At 76.3% G+C, this 22,535-nt stretch carries 20 protein-coding genes; 13 read left to right on the top strand and 7 right to left on the bottom strand.

Going from position 1 to position 22,535, the window contains the following annotated elements:
• Positions 1–94: 94 nt before the first annotated feature.
• From CAE01nite_RS18705 to CAE01nite_RS04420, 3 genes are all read right to left on the bottom strand, one after another.
• The gene (locus CAE01nite_RS18705) at positions 95–3,079 is read right to left on the bottom strand and encodes a helix-turn-helix transcriptional regulator (RefSeq protein WP_146900520.1); all 2,985 of its coding nucleotides are present in this window, start codon (positions 3,077–3,079) and stop codon (positions 95–97) included.
• Positions 3,080–3,197: 118 nt separating this feature from the next.
• The gene (locus CAE01nite_RS04425) at positions 3,198–3,425 is read right to left on the bottom strand and encodes a hypothetical protein (protein ID WP_146900517.1); all 228 of its coding nucleotides are present in this window, start codon (positions 3,423–3,425) and stop codon (positions 3,198–3,200) included.
• A gap of 163 nt (positions 3,426–3,588) precedes the next feature.
• Complete coding sequence (locus tag CAE01nite_RS04420) at positions 3,589–4,686, bottom strand: NADH:flavin oxidoreductase/NADH oxidase (protein ID WP_246130996.1); 1,098 nt, start codon at positions 4,684–4,686, stop codon at positions 3,589–3,591.
• A 510-nt stretch (positions 4,687–5,196) separates the two neighbouring features.
• Here CAE01nite_RS04420 and CAE01nite_RS04415 point away from each other — a divergent pair.
• From CAE01nite_RS04415 to CAE01nite_RS04400, 4 genes are all read left to right on the top strand, one after another.
• Complete coding sequence (locus tag CAE01nite_RS04415; protein ID WP_146900511.1) at positions 5,197–6,501, top strand: cation:proton antiporter; 1,305 nt, start codon at positions 5,197–5,199, stop codon at positions 6,499–6,501.
• Positions 6,502–6,568: 67 nt separating this feature from the next.
• Positions 6,569–6,760, top strand: coding sequence for a hypothetical protein (locus tag CAE01nite_RS04410; RefSeq protein WP_146900508.1), 192 nt, complete (start codon positions 6,569–6,571; stop codon positions 6,758–6,760).
• A 168-nt stretch (positions 6,761–6,928) separates the two neighbouring features.
• Positions 6,929–7,645, top strand: coding sequence for an MEDS domain-containing protein (locus CAE01nite_RS04405; protein ID WP_186816413.1), 717 nt, complete (start codon positions 6,929–6,931; stop codon positions 7,643–7,645).
• 126 nt (positions 7,646–7,771) lie between these two features.
• Entirely contained in the window at positions 7,772–9,751 is a 1,980-nt protein-coding gene (locus CAE01nite_RS04400) for a heparinase II/III domain-containing protein (RefSeq protein WP_146900502.1), read from the top strand.
• 20 nt (positions 9,752–9,771) lie between these two features.
• On the opposite strand, the gene CAE01nite_RS04395 is transcribed toward CAE01nite_RS04400, so the two are convergent.
• Positions 9,772–10,029 carry a DUF6191 domain-containing protein gene (locus CAE01nite_RS04395; RefSeq protein ID WP_146900499.1) on the bottom strand — a complete coding sequence of 86 codons (258 nt, stop codon included), beginning with the start codon at positions 10,027–10,029 and terminating at the stop codon, positions 9,772–9,774.
• Between the two features lie 71 nt (positions 10,030–10,100).
• On the opposite strand from CAE01nite_RS04395, the gene larC reads away from it, so the two are divergent.
• A complete protein-coding gene (larC, locus tag CAE01nite_RS04390) occupies positions 10,101–11,402 on the top strand; it encodes a nickel pincer cofactor biosynthesis protein LarC (protein WP_246130995.1) in 1,302 nt (433 codons plus the stop codon).
• Between the two features lie 166 nt (positions 11,403–11,568).
• Positions 11,569–11,787, top strand: a complete 219-nt coding sequence (locus CAE01nite_RS04385; protein ID WP_146900496.1) for a hypothetical protein — start codon at positions 11,569–11,571, stop codon at positions 11,785–11,787.
• Positions 11,788–11,827: 40 nt separating this feature from the next.
• Here CAE01nite_RS04385 and CAE01nite_RS04380 read toward each other — a convergent pair whose 3' ends face one another.
• Complete coding sequence (locus CAE01nite_RS04380; RefSeq protein ID WP_186816412.1) at positions 11,828–12,223, bottom strand: hypothetical protein; 396 nt, start codon at positions 12,221–12,223, stop codon at positions 11,828–11,830.
• Between the two features lie 142 nt (positions 12,224–12,365).
• Between CAE01nite_RS04380 and CAE01nite_RS04375 the strand changes: the two genes are divergently transcribed.
• The 5 genes from CAE01nite_RS04375 (at position 12,366) to CAE01nite_RS04355 (ending at position 21,112) form a co-directional block, all read left to right on the top strand.
• On the top strand, positions 12,366–13,343 hold the full coding sequence (locus CAE01nite_RS04375) for a CPBP family intramembrane glutamic endopeptidase (RefSeq protein WP_186816411.1): 978 nt from the start codon (positions 12,366–12,368) through the stop codon (positions 13,341–13,343).
• A gap of 130 nt (positions 13,344–13,473) precedes the next feature.
• Positions 13,474–16,767: an ATP-binding protein gene (locus CAE01nite_RS04370; RefSeq protein WP_146900487.1), complete on the top strand. Its 3,294-nt coding sequence runs from the start codon at positions 13,474–13,476 to the stop codon at positions 16,765–16,767.
• A gap of 194 nt (positions 16,768–16,961) precedes the next feature.
• A complete protein-coding gene (locus CAE01nite_RS04365) occupies positions 16,962–18,143 on the top strand; it encodes a Gfo/Idh/MocA family protein (RefSeq protein ID WP_146900484.1) in 1,182 nt (393 codons plus the stop codon).
• Positions 18,140–19,228: a Gfo/Idh/MocA family protein gene (locus tag CAE01nite_RS04360; protein ID WP_146900481.1), complete on the top strand. Its 1,089-nt coding sequence runs from the start codon at positions 18,140–18,142 to the stop codon at positions 19,226–19,228. The genes CAE01nite_RS04365 and CAE01nite_RS04360 overlap by 4 nt, the downstream gene beginning before the upstream one ends.
• A 471-nt stretch (positions 19,229–19,699) precedes the next feature.
• A complete protein-coding gene (locus tag CAE01nite_RS04355; RefSeq protein ID WP_146900478.1) occupies positions 19,700–21,112 on the top strand; it encodes an HNH endonuclease signature motif containing protein in 1,413 nt (470 codons plus the stop codon).
• A gap of 72 nt (positions 21,113–21,184) precedes the next feature.
• On the opposite strand, the gene CAE01nite_RS04350 is transcribed toward CAE01nite_RS04355, so the two are convergent.
• Positions 21,185–21,367 (bottom strand): hypothetical protein, encoded by a 183-nt coding sequence (locus CAE01nite_RS04350; RefSeq protein ID WP_146900475.1) that lies wholly within the window; start codon positions 21,365–21,367, stop codon positions 21,185–21,187.
• 99 nt (positions 21,368–21,466) lie between these two features.
• Between CAE01nite_RS04350 and CAE01nite_RS04345 the strand changes: the two genes are divergently transcribed.
• Positions 21,467–21,964, top strand: a complete 498-nt coding sequence (locus tag CAE01nite_RS04345) for a DUF2975 domain-containing protein (protein WP_146900472.1) — start codon at positions 21,467–21,469, stop codon at positions 21,962–21,964.
• Positions 21,964–22,170, top strand: a complete 207-nt coding sequence (locus CAE01nite_RS04340) for a helix-turn-helix domain-containing protein (protein ID WP_146900469.1) — start codon at positions 21,964–21,966, stop codon at positions 22,168–22,170. Before CAE01nite_RS04345 ends, CAE01nite_RS04340 begins: the two co-directional genes overlap by 1 nt.
• Positions 22,171–22,203: 33 nt before the next feature.
• Here CAE01nite_RS04340 and CAE01nite_RS04335 read toward each other — a convergent pair whose 3' ends face one another.
• Entirely contained in the window at positions 22,204–22,503 is a 300-nt protein-coding gene (locus CAE01nite_RS04335; protein WP_146900467.1) for a hypothetical protein, read from the bottom strand.
• Positions 22,504–22,535: the final 32 nt, after the last annotated feature.

Here is a 22,535-nt window from a genome sequence, read left to right as displayed (position 1 = left end):
GGCGACCGGCCGCACGCCGGCGCCTGAGCCGCGAGCCCGCGGGCTCGCGGGCCGGCAGCTCCCGGCGACTCCGAGCCGGCAGCTCGCGCGACGGTCACCGTCGCGCGGGCTGCCGGCCGGGTGGGGCGTCGCCGCTGCCGGCGCCCGCGCCGCTCCCGCTCGTGCTCCCCCCGCTCGTCCCCAGCAGACCCCGCCGGTGCGCGAGGGTCACGGCCTCCGCCCGTCCGGACGCCCCGAGCTTGGCGAGCAGGTTCGAGACGTGCACGCTCACCGTCTTGGCGCTGATGAACAGCCGGTCCCCGATCTGCCGGTTGCTCAGCCCGGCGGCGACCAGCTCGAGCACCTCGGTCTCGCGGCTGGTCAGCAGCTCGGTCGACGCTGCACGCACGCCGGGCAGGTCGAGCCGGCCGCGCCGGGCGAGCGTCTCGAGCGCGTCGACGAGCGGTGTGGCGCCCATCGCCCGGGCCTGCGACCACGCCTGCCGCAGCTGCGCCCCGGCCGCGGTCCGGTCGCCCGCCTCGAGCAGGGCCTCGGCCCAGCGCCGCCGGCTGCGGGCCTCCTCGTAGCGGTAGCCGTAGGCGAACTCCCCGGTGGCGACCTCCCAGCTCGTCGGGTCGGCGGCCCCGGCGAGCCGTGCGTGCTCGGCATGCGCGCGGGCCAGCCACGCACGTCCCTCGGGGCCCAGCCGCCCGCCGCGCGGGCGACCCCGTTCGGCTGTCGTCACCGCGCGGGCCAGCAGGTCGGCGCCGAGCCGGAGCCGCGGTCCGGGGTCGGTCCCGGCGAGCCGGTCGGCCGCGGCGCCGTCGGCCAGCGCCGCCAGCCCCAGTGCGGCGATCCAGATCCCCCCGAGGAACACGTCGTCCCACACCCGGCCCATGTGCTCGATGAGCGTCGTGGCGAGCCCCACCGCCTCGTCCAGGCGTCCCGCCCACGTGAGGGCGTCGATCGTGCAGCCGCCGGAGATGAGCGCGACCTGCCCGTCGCGCTCCCACTCCGGACGCAGCGCGAGACCACGAGCGGCCGCGTCGGCGTCGCCGCGGGCGACGGCGGCGTAGAGCTGCACCGCGGCGAGCGCCGCGGCCGCCGCAGGGGGCGGCGCGTCCCCCGAGGCGGGCGCGGGCGACAGGTTGCCGCGGGCGTAGCGGACGAGCTCGTCGAACAGCAGCAGCTGGACGCCGTGCACGTTCCAGAGCAGGCCGCTGGACCGGGCTCGGTCCAGGCCGGTGCGGACGAGGTCCGCCGCCTCGTCGAGCAGCCCGGCGTAGTACTGGTTGGCCGTGAGGTTGAAGTGGCAGCGCAGCTCGGTCTCCAGGTCGCCGGCGGCCCGGGCGCGCTCCTGCGCCTGCGCGAGGAGCGCGGCCGCCTGCTCCGGGTCGTCGACCACGAGCACGGCCAGCGTGGCCAGGGCGTCGGCCTCGGCCCCGGGCGCGTCGACCCGCCGGGCCTCCTGCACCGCGGCCAGCGCGCTGCGCCGGGACTCCTCGTCGCGGTCGACCGCCAGCGCGCAGAACGCGTGCACCGCCAGGGCCCACGCGCGGGACGCATCACCGGGCGTCTCGGGCACGTCGGCGAGCGCCCGGGTGGCCTCGTCGAAGGCCTCCTCGTCGTGGTCCACGGCGAGGAGGAAGCGCGCGAGCTGCGCCCGGATCGGCGCCTGACGCCCGGGGTCCCCGTCCGCGGCCTGGACGGCCTGGCGGCACAGCGCCGTCCCGCGCTCGCTCAGGCCTGCGCGCCCGGCGGCCGACGCCGCCGCGACGGTCACCGCGATCCGGTCCTCCCCCGCGACGTCCTCGGCGCCGGGCACGGCGTCCCACAGCCGCAGGACCGTCTCCAGGTGGCGCAGCTCCTCCGCGGGCGCCAGCACGCCGCGCGCCTGCCGCGCCGCGTCGCGGGACGCGCGCAGTGCCGTGGTCGGGTCGTTGCAGTGCAGGGCGTGGTGGGCGAGCTGGGCCGGGGAGCCGAGCTCCGGGCGCGCGGAGAGCACGTCGCAGTACGCGCCGTGCAGCGCCACCTGCTCCCCGGGCAGGAGGTCGCCGTAGACGGCCTCGGCCAGCAGGGCGTGCCGGAACGCGATCTGCCCCTCCTCGCCCCCCAGGACGTTCCGCGCGACCGCCTCCCGCAGGGCGACGTCGAACCACTGCGGGTCGGTGGGAGCCGCGCGCGCCGTGACCGCGCGCAGCAGCGGCTCCGAGACCCGCCGACCGGCCACGCTCGCGGCCCGGGCGAGAGCCTGCACGGTGGGGTCCAGGTCCTCCACTCGCGCCCGGAGCACGTCGGCGAGCGATCCGGGCAGGTCCCCCGTGCCGGCGCCGGCCTCGATGAGCTCCTGCGCGTAGTAGGCGTTGCCCTCGGACCGCTCGGCGAGCCGGCGCAGCTCGTGCTCGGCCGGCGGGGTGCCGGTCAGGGCGGTGCGGAACGCGCGCAGCTCGTCGCGGTCGAACGGCGCGAGCTCCAGGCGCTCCACCCGGGGGTGACGGGCCAGCTCGGCGAGGACGGCGCGCAGAGGGTGACGCCGGTGCAGGTCGTCCGTGCGGTAGCTGCCCACCAGCAGGAGGTGCTCGGCGCGCATGCGGGCGACGAGGAAGCGGAGCACGTCGCGGCTGGAGGAGTCGGCCCAGTGCAGGTCCTCGACGACCAGCACGAGCGGGGCACCCGGCTGCCCGCACGCCCCCAGCACCTCGGCGAGCCCGTCGAACAGCTGGAGCCGGTTGGCGTGGTCCTCGGTGGTCGGGCCGGCGGCCGCCCCGGACGGCAGGAGCCGGCCGAGCGCCGGGCGCTCCTCCACCACCCGGTCGACCGGGCCGCCGGGCCGGCGCAGGCGGGCCAGCGCCTCCGCGAACGGGAGGTAGGGCAGGCCGACCTCCCCGAGGTCGACGCAGTGGGTGGTCACCACGGTCGCGCCGGACTCCTCGCCGAGCTCGGCCACGCGGTCGATGAGCCGGCTCTTGCCGACCCCCGCGTCGCCGCCGACCAGCACCAGGCCCGGGTCGCCCGCGGCCGCCCGGTCGAGGGCGGCGAGCATGACCCGGACCTCGTCGTCGCGGGCGACGAAGGGGGTGGTGCTCGCGCTGCGGCCCATGCCCCCGATCCTGGCAGCGCCCACCCACACGCCCGCAACGTCGCCGTCCGTCGCGCTGCTCACGGCAGGCCGGACGGGAGCCCGACCCGACGGACGACCCGACGGACGAGGGCCGGCATCACCGGACCGCGACCGGCCCCGGCGTCACCTCACCGGCCGCGGCTCGCACCACGCCGTGCCGCGCCGCCCCGTGCGGCGCCCGCACGTGGCGCGGCGCCCGGCGGTGGGCCGGCAGCGTCCCGGCGACGCGGTCGGCCCACGCCGGGCGACCCCACATCGACGCCACCCGCTCGCGGCGGAACTCCAGCTCGGCGTCGAGCCCTGGTCCCCAGAGCAGCATGTCCACGGTCCCCACCTCCACCTGTCGGCGAGCGACCTGCTCGCACGACCCTCACGGTGCCGATGAGGGCGGGGTGGACGGATCGGCCGGATGACCGAGATCTGCGGGGCGACTGCCGGGCGACGGTGCCTGAGGTACCTCAGGCGCCGTCGCGGGCCCGGCGACGGGCTCAGGCCCAGGTCCCCCGGCGGTACTGCGCGGGCCACGGCGCCTGCTCCTCCGGGACGCCGAGCTCGTGCGCCGCCCGCAGCGGCCACGAAGGCTCGCGCAGCGCGGCCCGGCCGATCAGCACGACGTCGGCGGCGCCGTCGACGAGGACCTGCTCCGCCTGCTGCGGCGACTCCAGGAGCCCGACCGCGGCGACCGGCAGGCCGGACCCGGCGCGCACCGCGCGCGCCGCGGGCACCTGGTACCCGGGACCGACGGGGATGTCGGCGGGGACGTTGCCCCCGGTCGACACGTCGACGAGGTCGACGCCGTGCCCGCCGAGGTCCTTGGCGACCGCCGTGACCTCCTCGACCGTCAGGCCGTCGTCGGCCCAGTCCGTCGCGGAGAAGCGGACCAGCAGCGGCCGGTCCTCGGGCCAGACCCCGCGCACGGCGTCGACCACCTCGACGAGCAGGCGCGCACGGTTCTCCAGCGGTCCCCCGTACTCGTCGCCACGCTGGTTGGACAGCGGCGACAGGAACTGGTGCAGGAGGTAGCCGTGGGCGGCGTGGATCTCGACGACGTCGAACCCGGCGTCCAGGGCGCGAGCGGCGGCAGCGGCGAACTGCCGCGGCACGTCCTGGACCGCCTGCGCGGTCAGCTCGGCGGGCGTCGCCAGGCCCGGGTAGGCCATGGCCGACGGCGCGACGGTGGTCCAGCCGCCGTCCTCGACCGGCACGGTGCCGCGGCCGGCGCCCCAGGGACGGTAGGTCGACGCCTTGCGGCCCGCGTGCGCGAGCTGCACCCCGGCGAGCGAGCCGTTCGCGTGGATCGCGTCGGTGACGCGGCGCCAGGCGCTCACCTGGGCGTCGTCCCACAGGCCGGTGTCCTGCGGGGTGATCCGTCCCTCGGGGACGACGGCGGTCGCCTCCGCGATGACGAGGCCGAAGCCGCCGGCGGCGCGGGCGCCCAGGTGCACCAGGTGCCAGTCGTCCGGCAGGCCGTCGACGGCGGAGTACTGGCACATCGGCGCCAGCCACACCCGGTTCGCGAAGGTGGTGCCGCGCAGGGTCAGGGGCGTGAAGAGGTGGGGGGTCACGTGCCGCGCAACGCCGGTCACGTCCCGGGTCATTCCCGGGTCGCGCCGAGGTCCCCAGGGCCAGGCCGGGGCGGGACGGACGACGGCCCGGTGACCTCGTCCTGAGGTCACCGGGCCGTCGCCGGATGCCGACCAGCATCGGATGCGTCACCACCCACCGCGCCCGCTTGTCCTTGTCTCGCGCGGCTTGAACCGCCCCCGGCCGTTTGGAGGCTGTCGATGACGTGCCACCCGGTCCGTGTCCGTCCACCCCTCATCAGAGGTGCGTCCCACGACCAGGCCGGTCCGTCGCGGCGCGATGCTGGCACCACCACCCGGACCGGGGAACTGCTCTTCGGTTGTGTACCGCGGCTCTCGCCGCGACACCCTGCCCATCGACGGGCACACCCGCAGTGTGAGGGATCCGGGCGAACGGGCTCCACGAGTTTTCCCGGCGCGCGGGGGCGCCGCCGCCGAGGCACAGTGGTCGGGCGGATCAGGGCGCCGCGAGAGTGTCGGGACACGCCCGGCGGCGGCGACAGGAGCGGGACGATGGTCGAGTTCGAAGGCGGGGCTGCGGCGCTGTTCGCCGCGGTGGGGCTCGCGACGCTCGCGGCGGCACTCCTGCCGCGCGTGCTCGGACGCGCGCCGGTCTCGATGCCGATGGTCTTCCTGGCCGCCGGCATGCTGGTGTTCACCGTGCTGCCCGGGCTCCCCGACCCCAGTCCGCTGGAGCACGAGGCGGTCACGCTGCACCTCACGGAGATCTGCGTCCTGGTCTCCCTGATGGGCGCCGGGCTGGCGCTCAACCGGCCGATCAGCCGGCACATGTGGTCCTCGACCTGGCGGCTGCTGGCGATCACCATGCCGCTGTCCATGCTCGCCGTCGGCGTCCTGGGGTGGGCGGTGCTCGGGCTCGGAGCGGCGAGCGCGATCCTCCTCGCCGCAGCGCTGGCCCCCACCGACCCGGTGCTGGCCACCGAGGTGCAGGTGAGCGAGCCGGTCGCCGACCCGGACGCGGCCGACGACGAGGCGCGGTTCGCGCTGACGTCCGAGGCGGGCCTCAACGACGGCCTCGCGTTCCCGTTCACCTACGCCGCGATCGCGGTCAGCCTGTCCGGTCCCGCGCTGGGCGACTGGTTCGGCCGGTGGGCGCTGGTCGACGTCGGCTGGCGGCTCGTGGTCGGCGTGGTGGCCGGCGTCGTCGTCGGCTGGCTGCTCGGCAAGCTGTTCTTCTCCACGGTCTCCGAGCGACTGCGGCTCACCGAGGAGGCGGAGGGCTTCGTCGCGCTGGCGGCGACGTTCCTCGCGTACGGCGCGGCCGAGCTCGCCGAGGGGTACGGCTTCGTCGCCGTGTTCGTGTGCGCGTGCACCATCCGCCAGCAGGAGCGCGAGCACGGCTACCACCGCGTGATGCACAAGTTCGTCGAGCAGATCGAGCGGCTGCTGACCGTCGCCGTGGTCGTGCTGCTCGGCGGCGCGATCGCCCGTGGCCTGCTGGCCGGCGTGGGGTGGCGCGAGGTCGCCGTCGCGCTGGTCGTGCTGCTGGTCGTCCGGCCGCTGGCCGGCTGGATCGGGCTGACACCCGGCAAGACCGGCCCGCGCGAGCGTGCGGTCATCGCGTTCTTCGGCGTCCGGGGCGTCGGCTCGCTGTTCTACGTCGCCTACGCGCTCGGGCACGGCGACTTCCCCGGGGCCGAGCGCCTGTGGTCGATCGTGGGGCTGGTGGTCGTGGCATCGATCGTCGTGCACGGCGTCGCGGCGACACCGGTCATGCACGCGCTGGACGCGCACCGCCGGCGGCTGGCGTGGACCCCGGACGCCACCGACGCGACGGTCGCCACCACTCCGGTGTGACAGCAGCCGGGGGGCTCCTCGGCATGTCGCCACCGTCGTGTCGGTAGCCCGCTCTACCGTCGGAGGCATGAGCACCACGCGCATCCACTCGTGCATCTACTTCGACGACGGCGTCCACCACACGTGCTCCTGCGGCAGTCGCGCGATGTTCCTCGTGGAGGACGACGGCCACGAGCCGGTCCTGGTGATGCTGCACGACGACGGGGCAGCACCCGAGACCGCCGAGCGTCTGGTCCGGGAGCTCGCGATCTCCGCCTGAGGGAGCTTGACCGGCGCCTGACCGGCGACCGCGAGGCCCGGGAGCCCGACGACGTCTCGGCGTGCGGTGTCCCGGACCGACCCGTATTGTGACAAGTGGGCGAACTGGTCGTCACTTCGAGTCACAATGCCCTTGGCCCTGACTGCGTTGTCGGTCACACTGGGCCGCATGCTGCGCACCCCGACGAACGCCGCCCGCCGCCGGGTCGCCGCGCACGCCTGCCCCTGCTGCCGCCGCCTGTGGGCGCTGAGCGGGTCCCGGATCCCGTCCGGGTCGTGGGTGATCGCCTGCAAGTTCTGCGGCTGGCACGCCATCCGGGGTGGGCCGCGCCGCCCAGCTCCGGGCACCGGCGGTGCGTCGTCCAGGGCGGACGCCGGGACCGACTGGTCGCACCGTGTCCTGTTCCATGCCGGGGACGACCACCTGATGGGCGCCGTGGAGGACTACCTGGTCGCCGGGTGGGAGGCCGGCGGTGTGGGGCTGGTCATCGCCACCCCGCAGCACCGCACGGCGCTGCGGGACCGGCTCGCCGCCCACGGCGTGCTGGACTCGCTCGGGCAGGGGCGCTACGTGGAGCTCGACGCCGCCGCGACGCTCGAGCAGTTCATGGGCGACGACGGCGTCCCGGACCCCGAGCGGTTCGCCACGACGGTGGGCTCGCTCGTGCGCGACCACGCGGCGGACCGCACCCTGCGGGGGTTCGGCGAGATGGTCGACCTCCTGTGGGCCGGCGGCAACGCGGTCGGTGCGCTGGAGCTGGAGCGGCTGTGGTCGGGCCTGCAGGACGAGGTGCCGTTCGCCCTGCTGTGCGCCTACGCGGAGTCCCACGTCGACGAGGACGACCGCGTCGAGATCGCGCGCGTGCACGACCACGTGACCGCCTGACCGCCCCCGCGGGCCGTGCCGCGGCTGTGCCGGCAGGTCGTCCGACCTCGCCCGCCCGTCGTGAACCTTTCGGTGGATGCTCCCGTAGGGACCACCAGAGGACCGGACGAAGGGGCGCTCCCGACCATGCCGACGCAGCCCGGGCCTGACGACGCCGGATCACCCCACCCGCGGGCGCGGCCGCCCGTGTTCTGCGTCGCCGAACGCGCGCACCGGCCGCGGCAGTCGGCCGACGACGCCCTCGAGGGGCGCTACACCAGCGACGGCCGGACCCTGGAGATCGGCCTCGACCCCGACTGGCGCGGCGACGGCCCGACGCAGGACGTGAAGTGGCGCCTCGGGTGGAGCACCTTCACCGTCGGGCTCGACCTGGCCGCCGCGCTGAGCGAGACCGGGGACCGCCGCTACCTCGCGGCGTGGGAGCGGCTCGTCGCGTCCTGGACCGACCAGGTCGAGGTCGGCACGGACCCCGGCGAGGTGACCGGCCGCCGGCTGCAGAACTGGGTCTACGCGTGGCAGGCGTTCGCCGCCGCGGGCGCCCCGCCGTCCGAGTCCACCGTCGAGCTGCTGATGTGGAGCATGGGCGACCAGCTCGCGCAGCTCGTCGGGGACCTCGCGGTCGCACCGGGTCACCGGACGCCGGAGCTGTACGCGGTGCTCGTGGTGGCCCTCGCCCTGCCTGCTCTGGACCCGGGGGGTCGGCTGGCCGGCGAGGCGTGGGCCGCGCTGCACCGCGACCTGCTCGACGCCGTGGGGCCCGACGGCGTGCACCGCGCGCACTCCCCGCATGCCCACCTCGTCGCGCTGCGCGCCTTCGTCGGCGCCCGGGAGAACGCCCGTCGCTTCGGGCTGACGGTCCCGGCGGGGTACGACGAGCGGCTGGCGCTCGCGTGCCGGTTCGGGATGCACCTCACCCGGCCGGACGGCGCCGTCCCGGCGCTGTCGGGTCCGGGCACGGGCGACCTCGCCGACGTGCTGGCGCTCGCCTCGACCCTGGTCGACGTGCCGGGGATGGCGTGGGCCGCGACCCGTGGCGCCGTGGGCCGGCCGCCCACGGAGCGTGGTCCGGACTTCCCGCAGGGCGGACTGTCGGTCCAGCGCAGCGGGTGGGGGCACGGGCCCGGCGACTTCGCCGACGAGCGCTTCCTCGTCCTCGCCGCCGGCCGGCCCGCGGACGGCGGCACCGGGCGGGGCGACGCCCTCGGCATGGAGGCGTACGGGCGTGGGCGGCCGCTGGTCGTCGACTCCGGCTGGCACGGCGGCCCCGAGGCCCTGCCCCCCGGTGAGCACCGGTCCACGACGACCGGCGCGCACAACACCGTGGTCGTGGACGGCGCGGACCCGAGCCCGGACCAACCTGGCACGTCGGCCGCGGCCCCGCCGGCCGCGGCCCCGTCGGCCGCGGCCCCGCCGGCCGCGGCCCCGCCGGCGACGCCGGGACCGCCGGCACGGCGGCGGTCCGACGGCGTGGACCTCCTGACCGTCGAGGTCACCAGCCCCGCGGACGACGTCCGGCACACCCGGCAGGTGGCGTTCGTCGCCGGCGAGTACTGGGTCGTCGTGGACACGCTGACCGCGCCGACCGGCAGCAGCCACGAGTACGCCCAGCGCTTCCACCTGCCGGCAGGCGCCTGGCACGCCACCACCGTGCACCCGCGCGCCGAGGACGTCCTGGTCACCGCACCGGGGGTCGCGCTGCTCTACCCGGCCGGGTCGGCCCCGACGCTCGCGCCCGGCTGGGTGGCGGGAGGCTCCGGCGCCCGGGAGCACGTGCCGGTCGCGGTGGTGACCAGCCACTCCGTCCCACGAGCCTGCCTGGTCACGGTCCTGTGGCCGCTGCCCGACGACGCCCCGCCGCCACCGCACCTGCACCTGGAGGACGGCGGACGGGACGGGGGCGACGTCCTGCGGGTGCGGCTGACCGGGGCGGGCCCGTCCGGTACGGCGACGGACGAGCTGACGCTCCCCGTGGTCGGCCCGGACGGCCGCGGGGCCGGGGACGGGGACGGGGACGATCGAGACGCCCGGGACGCGCGCGACGACGGCGCCGCGGCTGGGCCGGTCCGGGGGGACGGACCGCTGGCGTGGCGGCGGGCCGGCGCCTGACGCCGGCGCGGGGTCGGCGCTCAGCCCTCGGTGGGCCGGCCGTCGGCGGCGCACCCGTCGGTCGGCGGCACGTGCAGGTGGGCGACGCCGGCGTCGAGGTCGACGTCCACCCCTGACCCCGGTGGCGCGGCCGTCCCGGGCAGCTGGATGTCGTGGCGTCGGCGCTCCTGCTCCTCGACGACATGCCGGCGGCTGGGCCCGAAGACCTCGAGCAGGTCGCCGAGGACCCCGCCGGCGCCGCCGCCGCGGGGGTCGGTCGACCTCCGCCACCACCCCACGGACCGAGTATCCGCCCGGCCGGCGAGGACGGCGCCCGGGGACTCCGAGCACTCCCGGTAGGTTCGCGCGGGTGACCCCGCCCTCCCCCGCGACCTCCGCGCCCACCCCCACCCTGCTGTGGATCGACGCGTCCGCCGGCATCGCCGGTGACATGCTCCTCGGCGCGCTCGTCGACGCCGGCGCCGCGCTCGACGACCTGCAGTCCGCGGTCGACGCGGTGATCCCCGGCTCGGTGCGGCTCGCCGCGCACGGCGTCACGCGTGCGGGGCTGCGGGCGACCAAGGTCGAGGTCGAGGTGCTCGTCGACGACCCGCCGCACCGCACGTGGACGACCATCCGCGACCTGCTCGTCGCCGCGGACCTCGCCGAGCCCGTCCGCGCCCGTGCGCTCGCGGCGTTCGCCCGCCTCGCGGAGGCCGAGGGACGCGTGCACGGCATCCCACCCGAGGACGTGCACTTCCACGAGGTCGGCGCGCTGGACGCGATCGCCGACGTCGTCGGCTCCTGCGCCGGGGTGGAGGCGCTCGGCGTGACCGACGCCGTGGTGTCCCCGATCGCGCTCGGCTCCGGGACGGTCACCGCGCACCACGGTGTGCTGCCGGTGCCGGCTCCCGCCGCGCTGGAGCTGTCCCGCGGGTGGGACGTGCTGGCCGGCGGCCGGGGCGAGCTGGCGACCCCGACCGGGCTGGCCCTGGCGACGTCCCTGGCCGGCGCCTGCGGCCCGCTGCCCGCGCTGCGGCCCGACCGCACCGGGATCGGCGCCGGAACCCGGGACACCCCCGGGCGGGCCAACGTCGTGCGGGTCGTCCTCGGCACGCCGACCCGCGGCACGACGGACGCGCCCGTCGTGGTCCCGGCCGACGCCGGGCCCGGCGGGACCCCGGAGCGGGCCGTCGTGCTGGAGACGAACGTCGACGACCTCGACCCCCGGGTGTGGCCCGACGTCCTGGAGCGACTGCTCGCGGCGGGCGCCTGGGACGCCTGGCTGACCCCGATCGTCATGAAGAAGGGCCGGCCGGCGCACACCCTGCACGTGCTGTGCGGACCCGAGCAGGCCACCGCCCTGGGCGCCGTCGTGCTCGCCCACACCTCGACCCTGGGGCTGCGGGTCACGTCCGTCGTGCGGGACGTGCTGGACCGGGCCTGGGTCGCGGTGGAGGTCGACGGCGGCACCGTCCGGGTCAAGGTCGGCCACCGGGCCGGGCGCGTGGTGCAGGCGACGCCCGAGTTCGGCGACGTCGCGGCGCTCGCCGCCGACCGCGGGGTGCCGGTCCGGCAGGTCCTGGCCCAGGCGCAGGCCGCCGCCACTGCCGCGGGCGTCGTGCAGGGGGCGCCCTGGGATCCGGTGGACGGCGGCCCGGCGCCCGCCTGACCAGCCCGGCCGGGCCGACGTGCCGACGCGCGCCGTCACCCGGGGAGTGGGCGACGTGCCGCGTGTCGCGCGTCACCTGCTGCGCGACCCGGGGCGGGTCCCGCGACACTACGGTCGCCGTCGGCCGACCCCGCCCGACGCCCTGCGACCGGGAGGAAACGACCTCATGCTCACCACGTCGCACCTGCGCACCGTGGCGTGCGCGGCCCGCCCCAGCACCGACTTCGTCCACGTCGACGGACCGTGCCAGTGCTTCTTCGGCGGCCCCGCACCGATCCTCTCCACCTCGCGCGACCGGATGTCGTCCCTGACCGGTCCCGCGGGCCGGTCGCGGACGGCGGCGTCGAGGCCCCTCGAGGCCGCCCACGCCGTCGGGGCCGGCTGACGCGACCGAAAGCCGGGCCGCGCGGGACGACGGTCCGCGGTCACTCCCCCCGGACGCCGGCCCGGCACTCCGGCGAGGTGGCGTCGAGCAGCAGCTCCACCCCCGCGTCGTGCGCGACGGCGACCAGCAGCGCGTCGTCGAGCAGGCCCTGCGCCAGCGCCTCCACGAGCGCCTCCGGTCCGGCCGGGCAGGCCACGACCAGCACCCGCGCGGCCGCGCCGTCGGCGGCCAGCCGCCACGGGTCGCCCCGCGGGCAGACGACCCAGCCGGGCGCCGTGACGGGTCGTGCCGTGTCCTGGCCGAGGGCGACGCGGATGCCGCCGCTCAGGACCGCCAGCACCACGTCGGCGCCCGGCGCGCGCACGCGGCGACCGGTCATGCCGGCCGGGACCTCCAGCACGACCAGTCCGCACGCCGGGGACCGTTCCGTCTCCATGCCGCCAGGGTCGCGGACCTCGCTGGCCGTGCGCTGGTCAGCGACGTGCCCGGCTCCCTCGGGCCGACCAGCCGCCGACCAGCGGCCGACCAGCGGCGGCGAGCAGCGTGGTGGGGACGCACCGACCCGCCCTGGAGGCACCGTGACCACGCTCTCGAACCCCCGCTCGAACTCCCGCTCGGACCCCGCCCCCGACCCGTCCACCACGCCGGACGCGGAGCGCGTCGACGCCGGTCCCCCGCGGCGCGGCGACCGTCCGGCCGCCCGGACGGAGATCGCCGTCTTCCTCGGCACGGTCGCCGTGCTGGTGACGGGGACGACGGCCATCGGCCTCGCGGAGGGCGTGGACGTCAGCCGCATCGACGAGGCCGGCGCGCTCGGGCAGGCGGCGATGTACGGACAGGCCGCCGTCCCCGGGATCGCCGCCCTGGTCGCCCGCCGGGTGACCCGCGGACGCTCCCGCGGTGCCGGGCTCGGGTTCCGCCGACCGCCCCTGCGCGCCCTCGGCCGGGCCTGGCTGTACGCCGTCGCGACCGTCCTCGGGGCCGCGGGGCTCGTCTGGGCGACCGGGCTGGCCGGCTTCGCCTCCGGCGCGCTGGGGCCGCAGGTGCTGCTGGGGCTGACCGTCCTGGTGGTGCCGTACCTGCTGCTGGCGCTCGCCGAGGACGTCGGCTGGCGAGGGCTGCTGGTCACCCGGCTGGCCGAGATCGCCGGGCCCCGGACCGTCGTCCTGGTGGGCGGGCTCGCGTGGTCGGCCTTCCACTGGCCGCTCATGCTCGTCCTCGGCGGTGCACCCGACGGCGTGCCGATCTGGTTCGGCATCCTCACGTTCACGGCCGGCGGCACCCTGCTGGGCGCGGTGCTGGCGAGCATGCAGCTCCGGTGGGGCATCTGGCCCGGTGTGCTCGCCCACGCCGTCGTGAACGCCACCGCGTACCACGTCGTCGCCCCGCTCACCCAGGAGCGTCCCCTCACCGGCTGGTTCGCCTCCGAGACCGGGCTGATGGCCGTGCTCGCCGGTGTGGTCGGCGTCGTGGTGTGGTGGCGGCTCCACCCGCTGGTCCGGACGCCGGACGGCCGGACCGTCGCGGGTGACCGGCGCTCCGACCGCCTCGGCTGACCGGGTCGCGGTCCGCGGTCCCCGGTGCCCCCGGTTCGCGCCCGTCGAGGTCCGGTGAGGTGCCCGCCGGCCCGCGGCCCCGCGGCGCGCCACCCCGGGCGCGTCCCGGAAGCGCCCGTACGCTCCCGTCGTGGCCGTGGAGCTCCGCCTGCTGGGGACGACCCAGGCGCTGCGCGACGGCGTCCCCGTGGACCTGGGCGGACCTCGCCCCACCGAGCTGCTGGCGCTGCTCGCGGCGGCGGACGGACGGGTCGTCCCGGCGGGGGCCCTGGCCGAGCAGCTGTGGCGGGGCGACCCGCCACCGACGGCGCCGACCACGCTGCAGGGGCACGTGGCCCGGCTGCGCCGCAGGCTCGAACCCGGCACGCCGGCGCGCGACGCGGCCGTCGTGGTGAGCCGGGGCGGCGGGTACGCCCTGGTGCTGCCCCGGCACGCGGTGGACGTGCACCGGCTGGAGGACCGCCTGCGGGACGCCTTGGCGGACCTCGCGACCGGCGCCGCCCCCGAGGTCGCCGGGCGACTGCGGGACGTGCTCACGCAGTGGTCCGGACGCCCCTTCGCAGACGTGGCCGACGTCCCCGCCGTCGAGCCGCTGGTCGCCCGGCTCGAGGAGCTGCGGCTGCTGGCCGTCGAGGAGCTCGCGCAGGTCGTGCTAGCGACGGGCGACGGCCCGGCGCTCGTGCCGGACCTGCTCGCCGTCGCCGCCGAGCACCCGCTGCGCGAGCGCACCCAGGCCCTGCTCGCCCGGGCCCTGCACCAGGGTGGTCGCCAGGGTGACGCCCTCGCCGTGCTGCGGGCGACGCGGGAGCGCCTCGCCGACGAGCTCGGCGTGGACCCGTCGCCGGACCTGCGCGACCTCGAGCGCGCGCTGCTGCGCCAGGACCCGGCGCTGCGTCCGCGGACCTCGGGTGCTCGGACGCCCGCAGCCGACGACCCGGGGAGGCGTGACCGCGAGGACGACGTCGGCGGCAATGCCGACCTCCCGGCGGACGGGTTCGTCGGCCGCGCCGCCGAGCTGTCGGCCCTGGACTCCGCCTGGCGCCATGCCGCCGCCGGTGCGACGACCGCCGTCGTGGTCACCGGGGAGCCGGGCATCGGCAAGACTCGTCTCGTCGACGCCTTCGCCGCCCGGCGCGGGCTGGGCGTGCGCTGGGGCCGCTGCTCGCAGGTCGGCGGCGCGCCGCCGTACTGGCCGTGGCAGCAGGTGCTCGGCGGGCTGCCCCCGCTGGAGGGCGGCGACGCCGGCGGCCGGTTCGCCGTCGGCGTCGAGATCACCCGCCGGCTGGCCGCCCGGGCGGCGGACGGCCCGCTGCTCGTCGCCCTCGACGACCTGCAGTGGGCCGACCCCGACTCGTTGCGGGTGCTGGAGATCGTCCTGACGGAGCTGCGCGACGCACCCGTGCTGCTCGCGCTCACCTGCCGCGAGGAGGCCACCGGTGACCCCGCGGTCGGCGGCGTGCTCGCCCTGGCGGCGCGCCGCCCGGGGGCCCGGCGGCTCCTCCTCGGCGGGCTGGACGAGGCCGAGGTCGGGCAGCTGTCCGCGGTCGTGACCGGACGCACGCCGGACGCCGCCGACGCCCGGGACCTGGCACGACGCTCGGCGGGGCACCCCTTCTTCGTCGCCGAGCTCGCGGCGCTGGCCGGCACGACGCCGGAGGTGGCCCGGTCCGCCTCCGGCACACCCCAGGCACGGGCGGTCGTGCCGGCCGGCGTGCGGGACGTGCTGCGCCTGCGCCTCAGGGCGCTCCCGGCGGACGCCCGGGCGGTCCTGGAAGCCGTCGCCGTCGCGGGCGACACGGCCGTGGGGATCGTGGCCGGCGCGCTCGGTGAGCCCGCCGCGTCGGTGGGCACGGCGGCGAGCGCCGCCGTCCGCGCCGGCCTGCTCGTGGAGCCGGCGCCGGGGCGGCTGCGGCCCGCGCACGACCTCGTCCGCGACGTGACGCTGGGCGAGCTGGACCCCGGGCGCCGGGCCGCCCTGCACCGCGGGCTCGCCGACGCGCTCGGCGCCGGTGCGGCGGCGGCCACGTCGGCGGCCGCCATCGCCGTGCACCGCAGCGAGGCGGCCCTGGGCGCGGTCGACGCCGACGCGGCGCGCGCCTGCCTGCGGGCGGCGCAGGAGGCGCTGGACCGCGCGGGCGACGCGGACGCCGCGGACCTGGCGGCGCGGGGGCTGCGGCACGTGCCGGGCGCCGACCTGCCCCTGGTCGCCGACCTCGACCTGACGCGCGGCCGGGCCCTGCGGCGGCTGGGGCTGCTCGAGGACAGCTCGGCGGCGCTGGCCTCGGCGGCCGACGCCGCCCGCGCCGCCGGCGACGACGAGCGCCTCGCGCGCGCCGCGCTCGCCTCGGCGGGAGGGGGGCTGGGCGGCTACTGGGCGTCGGTGGGGGCACCCGCCGCGGTGGACCGCCACCTCCTCGCGGAGGCCGCGGCACGAGCGGACCGCCTCGACCCCGACCTGCGCGCCCAGGTCCTGGCCGCCTGGTCGGTGCACCGCTCCACGGAGGGCCATCCCGACGGCGAGCAGCCGGCGCTCGCAGCCGAGGCGGCCGCAGGGCAGCGCCCGTCGGCCCGGGCGCGCGCGACGGTCGCCCGGTTCGTCAGCACGTGGACGCCCGCGCACGCTCAGCGCCGGGTCGACCTGGCCCGCGCCCTGCTCGCCGACGCCGACGACGACGTCACCGCGGCGACGGCGCTGCACCTGCTGCGCTGCGCGCTGACGGAGACCGTCCGTCCCGACGAGGCCGCCGCCGTCTCCCGGCGGTTCACGGACCTGGCGGCACGGCGCGGGGACGGCGACCTGCTGCTCCTGGACCTGTGGGTCCGTTCCGGCACGGCGCTCGCCCAGGGCTCGTACGGGGAGGCCCGCCGGCTCGCCGACGACGCCGTCGCCACCGCCCCCACCGTCTCGCCGGCCGCGGCCGACGTCACGCGCATGTCCCGCCAGACGGTGGAGGGGATCATCGCCTGGCACGAGCGGCGGCTGCCGGAGGTCGTCCCCGACGTCGTCGACCTGGCGGCGACCGTGGACCCGGGCTGGCTCGGCGTGCTCGCGCAGGCGCACGCCCAGGCCGGGCGCCGCGAGGCGGCGCTCGCGGCCGCGGACCGGCTGCTCGAGCAGCCGGGTGCGGGCGTCCGCGAGCCGGTCCGCACCGTCCTCCTGACCGACGTGTACCTCGAGCTGGGGGACGCCGAGCGGGCCGCCGGGATGCTGCCCGCACTGAGGTCGTACGGGGACACGGTGGTGGTCCTGTGGGCCGGGACGACGATCCTCGGTCCGGTGTCGCTGTACCGCGGAGGCGTGCTGGCGCTGCTCGGCGACCCTGCCGCGGAGGCGGAGCTGGCCCGCGCGGTGGAGGTCTGCGACCTGTTCGGGTTCCGGCCGTTCGCGCGGCGTGCCCGGCGGCTTGCCGGGCACGGCGGCTGACCCGCGGCGACCGGGCGACGGCATGCCCGGCGCACCGCGGCGGACACGCCCCGGTCCGGGACCGGCCCTTCTGCGTGCCGGGCCTCGCGCTGGACACCTCGCGACCCGCCTGCCGCACTTCGCCTAGGGTCGCTCGAGGACGACGACGTCGAGGCGTCCCGTCCCGAGAGCCGCAACGGAGCAGCAGGAGGAACATGATCAAGGTCGCCGTCGTCGGCACCGGCAACATCTCCCCGTCCCACATCCGCGCCTACCAGGCCCTCCGCGATCGATGCACGATCGTGGCGCTGTGCGACCTCAACCCCGCGAAGGCGGAGGCGCTCCAGCAGGAGCTGGGCCTGGACGAGGCGACGGTGTACGCCTCGCACCCGGAGGTCATCGCCCGCGGCGACATCGACCTCGTCAGCGTGTGCACCCCGCCGTCCACGCACGAGGCGATCAGCATCGACTTCCTCGAGGCCGGCGTGAACGTGCTCTGCGAGAAGCCGATGGCCCCGTCCCTCGCCGCGTGCGACGCGATCCTCGCCGCCGAGGGCCGCGGCGGCGCGATCTTCTCCTCCGTGGCGCAGAACCGGTACCGGGACGACGTCGTCCGGCTCAAGTCCGCGATCGACTCGGGCCTGGCCGGGGCCGTCTCGCACGTCGCCGTCGACTCGGCGTGGTGGCGGGGGCTCCCCTACTACGACCTGTGGTGGCGCGGGACCTGGGAGCAGGAGGGCGGGGGCTGCACGCTCAACCACGCCGTGCACCACGTCGACCTGCTGCTGTGGCTGCTCGGCGCACCGGAGTCCGTCACGGCGGTGCTCACCAACGCCGCGCACGAGAACGCCGAGATCGAGGACCTGTCGGTCGCCGTCCTGGCCTACCAGCGCGCCCTGGCGACCATCACGAGCTCCGTGGTCCACCACGGGGAGCAGCAGCGGATCGTCGTCCAGGGGCGCGAGGCGAGCGTGAGCCTGGACGGAGAGGTCGTCGCCGAGGTCACGCAGTCCAACGGGTTCCCGCTGCCCGGCGGCAACACCGGGCTCGTCGCGCAGCTGACAGACCTGGCAGCGGGGCTCGACCCGCTGCCGCACACCGGTCACCAGGGCCAGATCGACGACGTCCTGACCGCCCTCGAGACGGGCCGGCGCCCCGCCATCGACGGCCACGACGGACGCCGGACCATCGAGCTGATCACAGCGATCTACCAGGCCGGGATCGAGCGCCGCACCGTCGACCTGCCGTTGACGGCCGACGACCCGTACTACCAGCCGGGCACCCTCACCGAGCGCGCGCCCCGGTTCTTCGCCAAGACGGCGTCCGTCAGGGACCAGTCCGGCCCGATCAGCGTCTCGGGGGCCACGGCCCCGGCCAACCAGGAGGACAACCGATGAGCACGACCGACGGCGGCAGCTACGCCCCCGCCCCCATGCCCGACCCGGTCGTCGGCACCGGCGAGTTCGTCTTCGCGGCGATCGGCCTCGACCACGGCCACATCTACGGGATGAGCGAGGGCCTCGTCGGGGCGGGCGCCACGCCCAAGTGGGTCTACGACCCGGACCCGGCCAAGGCCGAGGCCTACCGCGCGCGCTTCCCCGACGTCCGGATCGCCCGGGCCGAGGACGAGGTGCTGGACGACCCGGAGGTGCGCCTGGTCGCCGGGGCGGCCGTCACCAGCGAGCGCGCCGCCCTGGGCCTGCGCGTGATGGACTCCGGCAAGGACTACTTCACCGACAAGGCCCCGCTGACGACGCTCGAGCAGCTCGCCGCGGCACGCGAGGCGGTGCAGCGGACGGGGCAGAAGTACGCCGTCTACTACTCCGAGCGGATCCACGTGGAGACCGCGGTCTTCGCCGGCCAGCTCATCGAGCAGGGCGCGATCGGCCGGGTGCTGCAGGTGGTCGGCTTCGGCCCTCACCGCCTCAACGCCGGCGGGCGTCCGGCGTGGTTCTTCGAGAAGGAGAAGTACGGCGGCATCCTCACGGACATCGGCAGCCACAACGTCGAGCAGATCCTGCACTACACCGGGTCCACCGACGGCGAGGTCGTGAACAGCCAGATCGCCAACTACGCCCACCCCGAGCACCCCGGGCTGGACGACTTCGGCGACGCCAACATCGTCACGAACACCGGCGCGACCGGGTACTTCCGGGTCGACTGGTTCACCCCGGACGGGCTGCAGACCTGGGGCGACGGCCGCACGTTCATCCTCGGTACCGAGGGCTTCATCGAGCAGCGCAAGTACATGAACCTGGGCACCCAGGACGGTCCCGGCCACCTGTTCCTCGCCAACGGCGAGGTCGAGACGCACTACCAGGTGTCGGGCAAGGTCGGGTACCCGTTCTTCGGCCAGCTGGTCCTGGACTGCCTGCAGCGGACCGAGGACGCCATGACGCAGGAGCACGCGTTCAAGTCGATCGAGCTCGCCGTCCAGGCGCAGGTCGGTGCGCGGGAACTCACGCAGCGCGAGCCCGCGTAGTCCTCTTCCCCGGGGCCCGGCGGGGTCGCGCGCTCCGGCGCCGCGACCGCGTCGGGCCCCGTGGTGTGTCCGGGGGGGGCGGCGGGGAGGAAGCGGGGAATTGACGGCTGACACGCGACCGGGCGGGAACGGGGCGCGCGCAGCCTCCGTGTCCGACGGCGTCCGGCGGACCGCCGACCTGCGCGCGCGCCTCATCGTCCACAGGGCGAGCGCCGAATGGGCGGGACATGTCAGCGGCACGTGCCCTCCACGGACTTTTGCGCGTACCTGTGCCGGTGATTCTCCCGAGAGGTGGCCTCCTGCGCTTTTCCCCTCCGCGGCGCGCGTGCCGCAAGTGCTGATGTCTCCACAGGTGGCCCGACGACGGCTTGTCCACAGTCCCTGTCCGGCCGCTGGGAATGTCAGTGGGTCCCCCTAGAATGGGGAACAAGAAAGTCGCATCGGTGCAGGCGCCGGGAAGGGGTGGGTGTCGTGGACGACGACGAGTCCGCCCTTCCCGGCGTCGTCACCTCGCCGCGTGTTACCGGCACGGACCTGTCGGCGGTGCGTCCGGAGGTCGCGGAGCTGTTGGCGGCGTTGGAGGCGGTGGCCGATGCCGCGGCCTCGTTGGTTCGGTCGGACGGCCGGGTGGACGGTCGTGAGGCGGCGGTGGTCGCCGCGGGGGTCGCAGCCGCGACGAGCCGGCTGGGGGTGGTGCAGGCCCGGATGCTTGCGGTGGTCGAAGCGGACGGGATCTGGTCGGTCGAGTCCCGGTCGCTGGTCCGGTGGGCCGCCCGCCGGCTGGACGTCAGCGTCCGCACCGCCCAGGCGCAGGTGCGCCTCGGTCGGACCCTGCGTGACGACCTTCCGCTGACCGCTGCCGCGGCCGCGCGTGGGGAGATCGGGGTGGAGCATGCGCACGTGCTCGCCGCGCTGGCACCGACCACGGAGCGGCGGCGCGTGGCGCTGAGCAGCCAAGATGTTGAGTGCGACGAGGCGTGGCTGGTCCGGCAGGCGAAGCTCAACACGGTCGACGACCTGCGCACCGTCGTCCGGCACTGGGCAGCGGCCGCCGACACCGACGCGGACGACCGCGGGTACGTGCAGGCGTACGAACGTCAGCACCTGCAGGTCTCACCCACGCTCGGCGGGTACCACGTGCAAGGGTTCCTCACCGTGGACGTCGGGCAGGCGCTAGTGACGGCACTCGAGGCCGTCACTCCCGTCCCCGCCGCGGGCGACACCACCACCGCCGATCAGCGGCGCGCACGAGCGGTCGGGGTGCTGGCGAACCTGGTGCTGGACAAGGGCCTGGCCGGGGAGGGACGCGCGTCACGGCCCCGGCTCAACGTGCTGGTGTCCTACGAGACGCTGCAGGCCGTCAACGAGCGAGCGATCGCCCGGCAGAACGGGCTCCCACTCCCGGGGCTGGCGCCAGCAACGACGGCGCAATCGGCACCGCTATTGCGGGCGCAGAGCGTGCTGCACGGCCCGCAGTTCGAGGACGGAACTCCGGTTCCGCGCATTCTGCTGGACCGGCTGGCGTGCGACGGGGAGCTGAACCGGGTGATATTCGGTCCGAAGTCCGAGGTCCTCGACGTGGGCCGGGCGGAACGGACGTTCACCCGGGCGAGGCGGAATGCGATCATCGCCCGCGACCGGCACTGCCGGTTCCCCGGGTGCAGCGCACCACCGACGTTGTCGGATTGTCACCACGTCCGACATTGGGCACGCGATCACGGCAGCACCTCGGTCAGCAACGGAATCCTGCTGTGCTGGCACCACCACACCTACGTGCACACGCGCGGGATCGAGATCCACCGGCAGGGCGCCCGGTGGGTGTTCACCGACGCCGCAGGCCGAGAGCTCTCCGGGCACCGACCGGACGACGACGGTGCGGCGTGACGCGGCACGCGCGGATCAGGTGGGTCCAGCGGCTGGGTGCTCCGGCGACCGGCAGCCCCCGCTCCCCGCGCGTCAGGACCGCTGCCTGCCCCGGCGCACCGACCGGACGCCGAGGACCAGCGCACCCCCGGCGAGCAGCACGCCCAGCCCCTGGAGGCCCGGGGAGTCGTCCGCCTCTCCCGCCACGACGGCGGCGGCCCCGAGGAGGACGGCGATCAGGACGCCGAGGACGACGAGGAGGAGCTTCATGGTCACGGTGTGCCCTTCGCGATCTCACGCGGGCCGACAGGACCGCGACGGCGAACACTAGTCGAGTCGATTGACATTCGATAGATCCTTGCCGAAACTCGGCACATGAACCTGACACACCAGGCGGTGCGGCTCCTCCGCGTCCTCCTCGTCCTGCTGTTCGTCGCCGCCGTCGTCGGGCAGACGCTGTCCTGGCCCGGCCAGTTCGCCCACATGGCGTCCGAGGAGCCCGCGCTCGCCGCGCTGCGGTGGCCGCTGACGGCGGTGGCCGTCCTGGTGCTGCTGGCCGTGGAGGTCGTGATCGTCGCGACCTGGAAGCTGCTCACGATGGTCGAGGCCGACCGGATCTTCAGCCGGGACGCGTTCGCCTGGGTCGACGCGATCGTCTGGGCGGTCACCGGCGCCTGGGTGCTGCTCCTGGGCGCGTGCGTCGCGCTCGTGGCCACGATCTACGTGACCCCGGAGCTGCGGGACCCGGGGGTGCCGATCCTGCTCGCCGGGCTCGTCCTGGTGGGCGGTGTCGTCGTGCTGCTCATGGTGGTCATGCGGGCGCTGCTGCGGCAGGCCGCCAGCCTGCGGACCGATATGGACGCGGTGATCTGATGGCGATCGTCGTGCGCATCGACGTCGAGCTGGCCCGGCGCAAGATGAGCGTGGGTGAGTTCGCCGAGCGGGTCGGTCTCACGCCCGCGAACGTCGCCGTGCTGAAGAACGGACGGGCCAAGGCGGTGCGCTTCAGCACGCTCGAGGCCATGTGCCGGGTCCTGGAGTGCCAGCCCGGCGACCTCCTGGAGTGGGTCGAGGACTGACGGGGGCGGTCGCCGCCGGACCCCGCCCGGCCGTCAGCCGATGATCTCGGCCAGGTTGCCGAACCGGTCCTCGGCGTCGCGGCTGAACCGGACGGCGTACTCGAGCCCGGCGTTCGTCGTGATCGTCAGCGTGCCGTAGCCCAGCAGCGTCGCCGACTTCACCGTGGCCGACGCGATCTCCCAGCGGGGGATCACCACGGGGCCCTCACCGGCCGGCGGGCCGCCGGCGTTGTCGTCCGTGCGTGCCGCAGTGGTGGCGCCGGTCAGGGTGACGGCGTGGTCCTCGAGCTCCACCGTCGTGTCCACGCCCTCGAAGGTCAGCTTGGTTGCCATGGTCGCTACCGTGCCGCATCCAGCAAGCGCCC

Origin of the sequence: Cellulomonas aerilata (genome assembly GCF_007991755.1) — a bacterium.
In the GTDB taxonomy this organism is placed as follows: Bacteria; Actinomycetota; Actinomycetes; order Actinomycetales; family Cellulomonadaceae; genus Pengzhenrongella; species Pengzhenrongella aerilata.
The sequence above is the reverse complement of the archived record's forward strand: the minus strand, read 5'-3'. Positions and strand labels throughout refer to the sequence as shown.